Annotated in this window: 8 protein-coding genes and 1 pseudogene; 7 read left to right on the top strand and 2 right to left on the bottom strand. The window is 63.3% G+C overall.

Annotation, left to right across the window (positions count from 1 at the left end; translation table 11 throughout):
- Positions 1–17: 17 nt before the first annotated feature.
- Positions 18–1,399 (top strand): annotated as a pseudogene (locus tag PKE85_RS16840) (IS1182 family transposase).
- 265 nt (positions 1,400–1,664) lie between these two features.
- On the opposite strand, the gene PKE85_RS16835 reads toward PKE85_RS16840, so the two are convergent.
- Together PKE85_RS16835 and PKE85_RS16830 are read right to left on the bottom strand one after the other, a co-directional pair.
- Entirely contained in the window at positions 1,665–3,143 is a 1,479-nt protein-coding gene (locus PKE85_RS16835) for an ATP-dependent helicase (protein ID WP_271205919.1), read from the bottom strand.
- Positions 3,140–4,897 carry an ATP-dependent nuclease gene (locus PKE85_RS16830; protein WP_271205918.1) on the bottom strand — a complete coding sequence of 586 codons (1,758 nt, stop codon included), beginning with the start codon at positions 4,895–4,897 and terminating at the stop codon, positions 3,140–3,142. The genes PKE85_RS16835 and PKE85_RS16830 overlap by 4 nt, the downstream gene beginning before the upstream one ends.
- Before the next feature lie 146 nt (positions 4,898–5,043).
- On the opposite strand from PKE85_RS16830, the gene PKE85_RS16825 reads away from it, so the two are divergent.
- The 6 genes from PKE85_RS16825 to PKE85_RS16800 all read left to right on the top strand — a co-directional run bounded on the left by PKE85_RS16825 (position 5,044) and on the right by PKE85_RS16800 (position 12,340).
- Positions 5,044–7,572, top strand: a complete 2,529-nt coding sequence (locus tag PKE85_RS16825) for a DEAD/DEAH box helicase family protein (protein WP_271205917.1) — start codon at positions 5,044–5,046, stop codon at positions 7,570–7,572.
- 255 nt (positions 7,573–7,827) lie between these two features.
- Positions 7,828–8,871, top strand: coding sequence for a YaaC family protein (locus PKE85_RS16820; protein WP_271205916.1), 1,044 nt, complete (start codon positions 7,828–7,830; stop codon positions 8,869–8,871).
- A 278-nt stretch (positions 8,872–9,149) separates the two neighbouring features.
- On the top strand, positions 9,150–9,389 hold the full coding sequence (locus tag PKE85_RS16815) for a hypothetical protein (RefSeq protein WP_271205915.1): 240 nt from the start codon (positions 9,150–9,152) through the stop codon (positions 9,387–9,389).
- Positions 9,390–9,493: 104 nt separating this feature from the next.
- The gene (locus PKE85_RS16810; protein ID WP_271205914.1) at positions 9,494–10,033 is read left to right on the top strand and encodes a DUF3489 domain-containing protein; all 540 of its coding nucleotides are present in this window, start codon (positions 9,494–9,496) and stop codon (positions 10,031–10,033) included.
- Between the two features lie 2 nt (positions 10,034–10,035).
- Complete coding sequence (locus PKE85_RS16805) at positions 10,036–10,614, top strand: DUF2924 domain-containing protein (RefSeq protein WP_271205913.1); 579 nt, start codon at positions 10,036–10,038, stop codon at positions 10,612–10,614.
- Positions 10,607–12,340, top strand: coding sequence for a recombinase family protein (locus PKE85_RS16800; RefSeq protein ID WP_271205912.1), 1,734 nt, complete (start codon positions 10,607–10,609; stop codon positions 12,338–12,340). Before PKE85_RS16805 ends, PKE85_RS16800 begins: the two co-directional genes overlap by 8 nt.
- Positions 12,341–12,525: the final 185 nt, after the last annotated feature.

Genomic DNA, 12,525 nt, shown 5'->3' with positions numbered 1-12,525 from the left:
GGCGGAGGGCGACGGCGATGATGGGCGAGCGGCAGGTCGACCAGGCGACGCTGTTCTATGAGTTCTCTCTCGAGCGGCATGTGCCGCAGGACCACCTGCTGAGGGCGATCGATCGTTTCGTCGACCTGTCTGAGGTGCGGCGGGATCTGGCTCCCTTCTACAGCTCGACCGGTCGTCCTTCGATCGACCCGGAGTTGCTGATCCGGATGCTGCTGATCGGTTACTGCTTCGGCGTCCGGTCTGAGCGGCGACTGTGCGAGGAGGTTCATCTGAACCTCGCCTATCGCTGGTTCTGCCGGCTCGGCCTCGACGGCGATGTGCCGGACCACTCGACCTTCTCGAAGAACCGCCATGGCCGCTTCCGCGACAGCGACCTGCTGCGCAAGCTGTTCGAGACGGTCGTCCGGCGCTGCATGGCTGAGGGGCTTGTGGGCGGCGACGGCTTCGCGGTCGACGCCAGCCTGATCCGGGCCACGCCAACCGTCAGCGCTCGGCGGACGGCAGGGACGAGGTCGACTGGGAAGAGTTGGCCGCGACGCGGCGCTCAGTCCGCGAGTACCTCGACACGCTTGACGATGCGGCCTGGGGCGCGGCGAGCGAGACCCGGCCGAAGTTCGTGTCGCGGTCGGATCCGGCCGCGCAGTGGACCGGCGCACACAAGGGCCACGCCTTCTTCGCCTACGCGACCAACTACCTGATCGACCTCGACCACGCGGTGATCGTCGACGTCGAGCCCAGCCGCGCGATCCGGCAGGCCGAGGTCGGCGCCGCGCAAACGATGGTTGAGCGAGCGCAGGACCGCTTCGGGCTGTGGCCCGAGCGGCTCGCCGCCGACAGCGCCTACGGCTCGGCCGAGATGCTCGCCTGGCTGGTCCATGATCGCGGGATCGAGCCGCACATCCCGGTGTTCGACAAGAGCGCCCGGACCGATGGCACGTTCAGCCGCTCGGACTTCCCGTATGACCACGTCCGCGACCTCTACACCTGCCCGGCCGGGAAGGAGCTGAGACCCCGCCAGAGGGTCTACCGAAGCTCAGCTCTGCTCGTCGACGACGACGGCATGATCCGCTACCGCGCAAGCAAGTTCGACTGCGACGCCTGCTCCCTTAAACCGCAATGCTGCCCCAACACGCCGGCCCGGAAGATCCCTCGCTCGATCCACGAGGGCGCTCGCGACATGGCGAGGGACATCGCGAAGACCGACGCCTACGCCGCCTCCCGGCGCGAGCGGAAGAAGGTCGAGATGCTGTTCGCGCACCTGAAGCGCATCCTGCGGCTCGACCGTCTAAGGCTTCGAGGTCCATGCGGCGCCCGCGACGAGTTCCTGCTCGCCGCCACCGCCCAAAACCTCAGGAAGCTGGCGAAGTTGGTCCCGGCGCCGAGCCCGATCCCGGCCTGAAAAGGCGAAAGGCCGCTCGCCGCCTGGCCAGTTGCTCCCATGCGTCGTCGAACAACCGACTTCTTCAACGCAATCGGTCATGAGCGGAAGTTGGGTCAACGCCGACTAGCGGCCGTTCGGCAGGCTCTCTGAATGGCCGAAGCCGACCCTACGCGGATCTTCTCAATTCTGCTTTGGGTTATGCTGATTGCTGGCCCTGACGCGCTAAAGGCATCATCCGTTGCCGCATGGCCTCGTCTCGGCGGCTGCCAAACCACCTCAAACGCTAACCCAGATGGACAATGGGCGAGGAAGAGTCTGTGACAATGGTCAACTGATGGGTGGCGCGGCTCATAGCGACATAAAGCAGGCGCGCGCCATACGCGCCCGCCGGAAACTGCTGGGCGTCGCCCGGACAAACCAGGACGCGGCGAAACTCAAGCCCTTTGGCTTTGTGAACTGTGCTCGTGCTCAGGTGCGGCAAGTTTCGACGGCGGCGCAACCGGCTCAGCGCATGAAGGTGGCCGCGCGGATCGTCGGTCCGTCCAATCGCCCGAAGCGCTGCGGCGTGATCGCCAAAGCGGACGCGATACCCGGCTGGTGGACTCGCGACCAACCGATCCATCGCCCCGGCGAGGCCGCGGTGGCTGGGGTCGGCGTAGATCAACTCAAGCGCATGGAGCCAGGGCAACTGCTTGGCCCCGGCCTGGTTACGATTGAGCTGGATGCCCGCCCGATTGCTGATGGCCTCGCGCAATGCCTTCGGGAAGCCTGACCCTATGTCGGTCGCGAAGGTCAAAAATCCGGCCGCGAGCTTAGCGGCGGTCGCCGCTTCTTCCTCTGCGTCCGCGAGAAGCCGGTCGAGATATTCCAGCACGGCCCCCTCATTCACCCCGGCTCGCCAGTTCGCACCCTGAGCCAGGGCGCGCACCATATCGCTCAGGTGAGCGATTACGACGGCCCGGCCCTGTCCGTCGTCGAGGAAGGCGTGCAGGATTTCTCCGGCCAGTCGGGGGTTCTTGAACTTCTTGCGGCCTGCTAAACCAGCCTCCGCGCGGACCCGGACTTCCGAGGGAGCGTCGTGCAGCCCAACCGATCCGCCAGCTTTCAGGACCGTGCGGGCGGCGGTGATCCACTTGCCGAGTTCCGGAGCCTCGTCCCATCGCTTCGGCTCTGTGAGTTCGCGCCGGTCCCGACAGTTGGCCCACAGCGCATCCCAGTCGACATAGTGCACTCCGATCCCGCTGTGCAGCGCTTGCATGGGGTCGCCAAAGACCCGCAATCGCGACCCGCCGACCGCCATCAAAGTCATCGCAAGCTCATGCTGTGTGAGGCTGGCGTCCTGATGTTCGTCGAGAATGATCACCGGATACCGAGCGCTGATCAGGCGCGCGACCGTAGGCGACCGCCGAACTAAATCGGCCGCCTTCGTGCGGATCGTCTCGAATGGCAATTCGGAGCGACCTACCAGATGGTCGAAGGGATAAGGCAGGCTTAGCGCGGCGGCGTAAGGTCCGACGACCTTCAGGGCGAAGCTGTCACAGGTCTCCACGTCGATACGCAGGCCTGGACCGACGCAGCGTCGGTGGAACTCACCGCAGGCACCGTGGGTGTGGGACAGCAACAGCACCCGTTGATGGTCGAGCCGCGCGGACATCTCCTTGGCGAATTTCGCCGCTGTCCAGGTCTTGCCGCAACCCGCCGCCGCCTCGACCACGACCAAGGGCGCATCGGAATGGAGCAGTCCGTCGAGCGACCGGCTCACGGCGCTGTGGCCGCCTCGACGGCCGCAAGGAAGGCCTCCACCTTCGCCATGAGGGCGGGCGCGGGGCTGAGCGCCAGGAGCTTATCCGCGAGGAGGTAGCCCCCATCGAAGCTCTTGAACCACCCGCGCGGCTTCTTATTGGCCTCGGGCTTGGGGCACGCGCTCGCGAGTACGGCCGCAAGAAACGCATCTCGGCCTGCGTCTGCGAACATCTGGGCGGCCGACAGGCCTTTCTCCGCAGCAAGCTCTCGGCGGATCTCCGCCAGTTGGTGGGCTGCGTTTCTGTGGGTGACTTGTTCAGCCCAAAGGTGGACTTCTTGAAGCTGGGCATCGGGCATCGCCGATAGAACCGCCGTCTCCAAACACGCCCCATTGTCCCACCGCAGCAGGTTCGCCGCCTGGGAGATCGTGGCCCAGCTCCCGCTCCTCTTGCCCTCGTCATCGACAACCGCAGCCAAGGGAAAGCCCGCGGCGAGTAACGCCTTGCAGATGGGGAGCGCCTTGAAGTGACCGCCTGCGTCGAGGCAGTAGATTCCGCGGCATGAGAAGCCCTCGCCGAAGCGGTGCTCCAGCATCCGAGTCGCGAAGCCCACTTCGGTCGCTCCTTCGCAAACCACCGGCAGCTTGGCGAACAGCGCTTCAGCCTGGGTCGCGGCGATCAAGGTCAACTCCGCGCCGGCCATAACGAACAGGGCGTGGGATGCCGGCTCTTCGACCGTGCTTTCCTCGAACGGCAGAGTGGGAGGCGGCGCGTCGCCGATCCGCCAAGTCTGTGACGCCGCCTTGGCCGCCTGCGCGAGAACGGCTGGGGCGTGCGTGGTGACGAAGGCTTGTCGGCCATGGGCGGCGAGATCGCGAATAAAAACCCGCTGGCGGTACGGCTCCAGCCCCGTCTCCGGCTCGTCAATGACCGCAATTGCCTCGGCGCTGACGCCGAGCGTCGAAATCTCCAATGCCGCGAGCCTGCGCGTGCCGGTGCCCCAGGCTGAAAGCGGCAACGAGGTGGGATCATCCGCACCGACCGTCAGGCCGACGCTCGCGGCCAAAGAGACGCCTGGCGTTCCGACCAGGCCGAGTCTGACCGGATGGGGAAGATTGCGGGTCTCGAAGCCGTCGCTGATCGCCTTCAGCGCCGCCTTCGGGCCGGCGTCGAGCTGGTCGTGCAGCGGTGTTTTCATCACCGCTTGAAGGACGGTCTGACGGACCTCTTGGCCCTGAAGGTATCGATCCAGGGCGCCGCCTTGAACGAGGCGGATGTCCCGGTCGCCGCGATCCGCGACACCAAGCCGGGCCAACCCGATGCGACGGCGCATGGCGCGGCTAAACGGGGCGCGAATCTCCCCACCGGCGCCGACGACGTCGTAGTGCGGCTCCTGATCGGGCGTGCCCGTGAGACGGCAGACCAGCACGGCTTCCGCGCCCGCCTCGTCCGGCAAGTCGATCAGCTTGCCATTGAGCCAGCCCTGCATCGGCGGTGCCGGAAAGCCCTCGTCGCGCATGATGCTGATATCGCTGAAGGACAGGACCGCTTGGATAGAGAACCCGGCGTCGAGGTTGCGCCCATGGTAGTCGAACTCAGACAACCCATAGTTGGGGGCCGGCGAAAACAGCAGGGCGATGGCTTCCAGAAGGGTCGACTTGCCGCCATCGGCCGCCCCTACAATGACGTTCAGTTCGGGATGGGGAGACCAGCTCAAACCGCGCACGCCCCGGAAGCCTCTAATTTCGAGGTGTCGGATTATCGCTGACGCCATGTTCGCCCCGGGGTCGTACTTCCTATCTAATCGTCTCGTCGCGCCCGATCGTCGTCATGCCGTCCGTCCAGACTCTCATGGCAAGCTCGGACAGCTAGGATAATCTGACCGGGGACTTGCCGTCACCAGACGCACTGCGGGGGTAAATGGTAGATTTCAAAAAACTTCGGGAAAGCAAGGCTAAGCCGAAGCCCATCAATCCCCGTGAAATCTTCAATGGGCTGCCAAAACCGCCCGGCATCAACGACCTCTATGCCAGCCAGGCGGAAGTACTCGATGCGTGGTTCGTCCGCCGTACAGACCGCGACGTGGTGGTCAAACTGCATACCGGAGGCGGCAAGACCCTCGTCGCGCTCTTGATGGCGCAGTCAGTGATGAACGAGCTCGGTGAGCCGGTCATCTACCTTGCGCCCACTAATCAGCTCGTCGAACAGGTGATTGCGAAGAGCAAGGAGTACGGTATCTCCGCCGTTCCCTACGTCAAAAAGCAGCCGCTGCCAGGCGACTTCTACGATGGGAAAAGCGTCCTCGTCGGGTCTTACGAGACCTTGTTCAACGGCCGTAGCAAATTCGGTGTTCGCAACTCCGGCCAGGACATCGTCAAAGCCGGCACCATTATTCTCGACGACGCGCATGTCGCGCTTTCCTCGGTGCGAGAAGCCTTCAGCCTCTCGATCTCAGCCAAGGACCATGAGGACGTCTACGCCGATCTCGCGGGTCGTTTCCGCACCGCGTTCAAAGAGGTCGGACGCAGCGGCTCCTTCGCCGACGTGACGAGCGGCAGAGACTTTGGCGTGATGGAAGTGCCAAGCTGGGCCTGGCAGCGCAAACTTGCCGAGGTTGAGCAATATCTCGCCGGGGTTGTCGAGAAGATCGACCCTTTCGTGTGGCCGTTCCTACGGGACAACTTGGCGGTCTCCCATTGCCTGTTTAGCCGCAAGTCGGTGACCATCACGCCGATCTTCCCGCCGGTGGATCTGTTGCCGACCTTCGAGGATTGCACCCGCCGCATCTATATGTCGGCGACGATCGCTGACGATAGCGAGATCGTGCGAACCTTCGGTGCGTCCGCGGACGCGGTCGGTAAGCCCATCACGTCAGCTTCCCTGGCCGGCGTCGGCGAGCGGATGATCCTCATACCCGAGCTGATGAAGCTCGCGGGGACTCCGATCACCCCCATGGTCAAGCACATTGCAGTAAAGCTGGCGGAGAATAAGCGTGGCGCTGCGATCCTGACCCCATCGGGTCCGGCGGCCGAGCAGTGGAAGGATGTTGCAGAGTATCCCAGCAACGCCAAGGCCGTGGGAGAGCAGATAGCGGCCATGCAGGCCGGTGCGAGCTATGGCCCGGTGGTTCTAGCCAACCGTTATGACGGGATCGATCTCGCCGGCAACGCCTGCCGGTTCCTAGTCATGGACAACCTGCCCCAGGGCACCTCGGACTATGACGTCTTTCGCGTGAATGTCGTCGCGGACTCCGCCGTCAGCTCGCTGCTGGCTCAGCGAATCGAGCAGGGCATTGGGCGCGGGACGCGAGGCGGCGGGGATTATTGCGCGGTGATGCTGATCGGGAGCCGCCTGGTTGGCTGGATCGGCCGCAAGAGCAATCTCGCCTTTTTGACCGCCAGTACGCGAGTGCAACTCACCATGGGCCAAGAAATGAGCGGGACAGTCACGACGGTGAAGGAGGTCCACGAGACGGTGATGAAGTGCCTGAACCGCGACGTCGATTGGGTAGCGTACCACGCGTCGGAATTGGCCGAAGCGGCGCACGCCGTCCCCGTCAACACCCTGGCGCTTCGGGTCGCCGGCGGCGAGCGCAAAGCGTTCAAGCTCCAGCGGCTCGGTCAGTATGAGAAGGCGCTTCAGACACTGGAGAACCTAATCGGAGACGACGAACTCAAGTCGGACGGCCAGCGCCGTGCCTGGCTATCGGCCTCCGCCGCCCGCATCGCCTATCAGATGGATGACGAGGACCGCGGTCAGAAGCTGCAAACCAGCGCCTTCTCCATCAGCAACAACCATTCGCCACCCAAGGTTCGGCCGCCCTACGTGCCGCGGCCAATTCCCGGCAAGCAGTCGAAGGCGATTGTGGCCCGGCTGCTCGAGTATGACCTTCGCGGCGCTTTGCTTGCCGACTTTGACGAGGCGGTGACCGAGCTGGTGCCGGAGGCGTCGGCGGCGCGTTACGAAGAGGCGCTGGCTAACCTGGGCTCATACCTTGGTTTCGAGGCCGAGCGCCCTGAGAAGGTGTACAACAAGGGACCGGATGTGCTCTGGCGCACGGGTGCCTCATTCGACTTCGTGATCGAGGCGAAAAGCAAGAAAGAGGACAATCCGCTCTATAAGAGCGATCACGCTCAACTGCTTGAAGCCGAAAATTGGTTCAAGGGCGTCTACCCTGGTCGAGAGGCGGTACGGGTCTCGGCCTTGCCCGAGGCTGTTGCGGACAAGAAGGCGAGCACGGCGGGGAGCTACGCCCTGCGGCTGGGTGAAATTACGAAGTTGGTGGGCGCCTTGCGGGGTGTTCTAAGCGACTTGGTCGCGAGTCCGGGTAAGGCCGACGCGCTCAGAGAGCGTTGCGAAGCGGCGCTGCAGAAGGCGAAGCTGACGCCGGACGGGATCAAGACCACCTACCTCGTCACTTTTGAAAAGGCGGCAGGCAAAGGCGCATAGCTAGCGCCGCTAACCTGACATTCCCAAGTTCGCCTAAGAGCCCCACCCGGTCGCTCGCCGGATAACTATCGAAAGGCCGACATGGGTCAGGCGCAGCCAGTCGCCGGAAGCCGCTTGGCGCCAAGTGCGGGCATTGCACAGCTCTCGCAAAGCGGAGATTCAATCTTCGTAATTATCATAGCGCAGGCCGATAGGCTGATGGCTCCGAATAAGCGAACGAGACTGGGCTAGCCGCCCTTGGATTAGGAGCTCCGCATGGCGGAAAGGATCAGGATTTCCGACAAGGTCGTTCGCTTCCCGCGCGCAACGATTTCACCAGACTTTGACGAAAAAAGAATTATCGCATCTAGCCCTTGGGAATTCGTTTCACTATGGTTGAGACAACAAGGAAAAGAAGATGCCTGCATCTATTGGGAGCAAGCTAAGGCGTTTTTTGATTCCGCTCGCGACCTTCCTGTACATTCTGCGCCTCTTCCTCTTTATTATGCGTTCCTCAATGCAGCCAAAGCGCTTTTACAATCAAACAATGTTCCGTATACAGAATATCATGGCGTTACCGGTCTTGACCTAAGGACGGGAGTGCGCCCAAGAATCCGAATCGATAACGAGGGTATCAAGATAAGGAATGGCGGATTCGTTCCTGCATTGATCCAGCATCTTGGCGAAATTGAGGCTCAAAAGCAGTACACCTTGGGCGATATCTTAAGTAATTTGCCATTCATACATCGTGCCGTCGCCGTTAGCTATTCTCGAGGAGAGCTATTTCTTAGCATTAGAAACCCTAGGTATGTCCATCAGAATGGGCAAGCTTGGTTTCGGGCGGACCTGCCCGATGAACACACGCATGGCCAAACGCTCGGCACAATTCCAAATACGTTTCAGACAAGCGCGTACCAAGGCACTACCCGGCTGGAAAGTGTGGCCAAGTTTGCTTGGTCCGGCGCGCGACGCCCCACCAACGCCGACATCGACGCGCTAAAGAATTTCCATCGCACAATTCGACTGGACGTCCATTACATCACTTCCGACAAGCCACTCTGGTATCTTAAGAGAAATCTCGCAGCATACGCCATGATTCGCCGATACAATATCACTTTGATGTTCCTGTCAATGCACCGATTAAGTGAGATTGCTCGCTACAAACCGAAGGAATTAATACACTTACTTCGAGGAAATCGAAACTGGATTATTTATGAGTTCGTGAAAGTTGCACGAAATCAATTTTTGGATGAGATCGCCGCTGAAATTACAGGCTATGAAATTTCTCCCGCTGGCGTTCGTCACGGCATGTTCTCGTAGATCTTCAAAACGTGGGTTGCTACTCGCCGGAGCTTATTCTGCGAGTTGGTGTCGAAGGGGCCTCGGGCAACGAGATCCGAGTGAGTTGACGCCTTTGCAAGCAGACCTTGCGAACGTCGGTAAGGGGTCTGAGCCGCTGTAGCTCTTCCTGGTACCGCGAAACCAACGCGTCGTCAGATCGGGGGCGAACGATGCTCCTGCCCCCGCGTCGCCAGAAAGGACTTCACTTCCCTGCCGAACGGAGCGTCAGTGCCGAAGTCGCTGACGGAGGTTTGGGCGTGACGTCGAAGAAGCTTGGAAAGGCCTGCCTGAGCGCGATGGTTCGTCGTGTGGTGGAGAGCGGCGAGCGGGCGCGAGGGGCGCAGGAGTTGTTGAAGCTGGGGCGCTTCGACGAGGCGATGGACATCGCCTACGAGATCGAACCGCTGCTTTATGAGGCGAACCACCTGCTGCAGAGCGCGAGCCTGCTGCGGCGCGTCGGCGAGGATTTCTTGAAGGGCAAGTCGAAGTCGACCTAGCCGACGCCTCTCGGGGCTCCTTGGCGTCCTTCTCCTGCCCCGCGCGTGCGGGGTCGCGTCAGTGGCGGCGGCAATCGTCGCCGGATCGCGAAGGAGAACACTTCATGTCGAACGTCACGTCACCCACGTCCAAGCTCACCGACGCTCAGCTTGTCCTGCTGTCCGCCGCCTCGCAGCGCGACGACGGCCTCGTCGTGCTGACCGACGCCCACCCGTCGGTCGCACGGACGATCGCGGCGTTGCTGCGCAAGCAGCTGCTGACAGAGCTGATCGTTCAGCGCCGTCAGCCGCACTGGCGACAGGATGAGAACGGCAAACCTGTCGGGCTGAAGATCACCAAGGGTGGTTATGCAGTGATCGGCGCCGAGTGCGAGGAGGCGAAAGAAGAGGAAACCGCGCATGTCGCCCCGCAGATCGACGCCGTCAGGGCGGGAACCAAGCAGGCGGTCGTGATCCATCTCCTGGCGCGTCCGAGCGGCGCCAGCCTCAACGACTTGATCGACGCCACCGGTTGGCTGCCGCATACGACCCGGGCGGTCTTGAGCGGTCTTCGCAAGAGGGGCTTTGAAGTGTCGTCCAATAAGCTCGACGGCGGCGACCGGCGATACTCCATCGCCACGTCGACGCAAGCCCCGGCGGCATGACGGTGAGCGACGCTTACGCGATCAAAGCCGGAGGAGCCGTGGCGTGTGGTCGCGACGGTGAGCATCCTGAGGGCGGATCTCAATCCGCTCTCCAGCGGCGTCTTGTTGAGCTGGAGCATCTCGACGCCTCCGGACTCCGTCAAGAATGGCGGCGCCTGTTCCGCACGGATCCTCCGCAGCTCAGCCGGGACCTTGTTCTTCGGGCGCTGGCGTATCGTCTGCAAGAGCGGGAGCATGGCGGGTTGTCCAAGGCGGCGCTCAGGCGGATCGCTGCCCAGACGAAGGAGCTCCGGGAGGAGGATCCTGACCGGCCTGAACCTCGCGCACGCTTTCGACCCGGCGCGAGGCTCGTTCGGGAATGGCGCGGCCGCACGCACACCGTGACGGTGATCGAGGAGGGCTTTGAATACGACGGCAAGACCTACGCCTCCCTGACGCCCATCGCCAAAACGATCACAGGCGCGCACTGGTCCGGCCCGCGCTTCTTCGGCCTCGTGCGACAGCGCACGCCGCAAGCCGTGCCGCCCGACGGCGTCCCGCCGACCGCAGCTCCTTCGCGTGAGGAGCTCCAGCATGGCTAGCCGCAAGCCTGCCGCGAGAGTGGTAGGGCACGCGAAGCTGCGCTGCGCGGTCTATACGCGCAAATCCAGCGAGGAGGGGCTCGAACAGGAGTTCAACTCGCTCGACGCCCAGCGCGAGGCCTGCGAGGCGTACGTCGCCTCGCAACGTCATGAAGGCTGGATGTTGTCACCCGCATTCTATGACGATGGCGGCTTCTCGGGCGGCTCGATGGAGAGGCCGGCGCTCAAGCGCCTGCTCGCGGACATTGCGGCGGGCGAGATCGATGTGGTGGTGGTCTACAAGGTCGATCGCCTGACCCGCGCGCTCAGCGACTTCGCACGCATCGTCGAGCTGTTCGATAAGCATCGCGTCTCTTTCGTCTCGGTGACCCAGGCGTTCAACACCACGACCAGCATGGGACGGTTGACGTTGAACGTGCTGCTGTCTTTCGCGCAGTTCGAGCGCGAGGTCACGGGCGAGCGCATCCGCGACAAGATCGCGGCCTCGAAGAAGAAAGGTATGTGGATGGGCGGCCAGCCGCCGCTCGGCTACGACGTCCGCGACCGCAAGCTCGTGGTCAACGAGGCGGAAGCCGCGACCGTCCGAAACATCTTCCGCCGCTACGTAGAGCTAGGGTCGGTTCGGGAGCTGAAGGCGGAGCTCGACGCCTCCGGCGTGATCAGCAAGTGCAGGACGGCGGCCGACGGTTCGCCTTATGGCGGCAAGGCGTTCTCACGGGGCGCGCTCTATCTGATGCTCTCCAACCGGATTTACCGCGGCGACATCGTGCATAAGGCCGAGGTCTATCCTGGCGAGCACGCGGCGATCGTGGACGAGGTGCTGTTCGCAGAGGCGCAGAAAGTCCTCGCCGACAATCGGGTCGAGCGGACGACCGGAACCGCGGCCGCCGAACCGAGCCTGCTCGCTGGCCTCGTCTATGACGCCGCGGGCAAACGGCTGACGCCCAGCCACGCGGTCAAGAAGGGCATGCGCTATCGGTACTACGTGTCCCATCACCTCGTCAGCGGGAAGAGGACGGACACCCAAGGCCTGCGCCTCCCGGCGCCGGCGTTGGAGCAACTGGTGCGGGACCGCGTAGGGCGGATGCTCGCCGACCCAGCCTCGACCATGGACGCGAGCTCGTCAACGGATCGCGGCGCCAGCGACCAGCGTCGGCTGACCCAACTTGGCCAAGAAGCCGCGGCGCGCTGGCCGGCGCTGGGAACGCCCGACGTCCGCACCGCGCTGCTGGCCTTCGTTCCGCGCATCGACGTGCATCAGGACAGGGTCGACCTGACGATCGGGCTGACCGGGCTGCAGGCTTGGCTGGCCGACCCGGAAGGCTCGGCCGCCACCCACCCCATCCCGAATCGCCTGGACGAAGACTTGACCACCATCTCTGTCCCGGCGCGATTGAAGCGGCGCGGGAACGAACTTCGCTTCGTGATCGACGGCCTGGCCGAAGAGGCGCCCGCCGACGCCAGCCTGATCCGCCTCGTGGCGCGCGCCCAGATCGTCCGGAGCCGCCTGATCGACGACCGGGCGAGCATCGACGACGTCGCACGGGAGGAGAACCTCACCGCGTCCTACATGACCCGTCTGGTCCGCATCAGCTTCCTCGCTCCGGATATCGTGGCGGGACTGCTCGACGGGCGATATCCCGATCTGACCGCCAGCAAGCTGATGGCCGACACGCGGTTTCCGCTCGACTGGCGAAGTCAGCGCGAGGCGTTTCGCTTAGCCTGATCGGACAACATCTTGCCCATCGGAGCCGCCTGCGGTGCGGCTTCTCTCGTTCCCCACTACGGTTCGATGACTGTCCGCCCGAGCGAGATATCCGGGAGACCGCCGTACCATTAAAAGGCCCGCGCGAGACTTCAGCGTAGAAGTTCGCCGAAGTCTCACTGAAATCGTCTCTGATGAGCGAGGCT

The sequence above is a fragment of the Methylopila jiangsuensis genome (genome assembly GCF_027922305.1).
Lineage (GTDB): Bacteria > Pseudomonadota > Alphaproteobacteria > Rhizobiales > Methylopilaceae > Methylopila > Methylopila jiangsuensis.
Note: the sequence above shows the minus strand (reverse complement) of the source record. Positions and strands in the feature narration are given on the sequence as shown.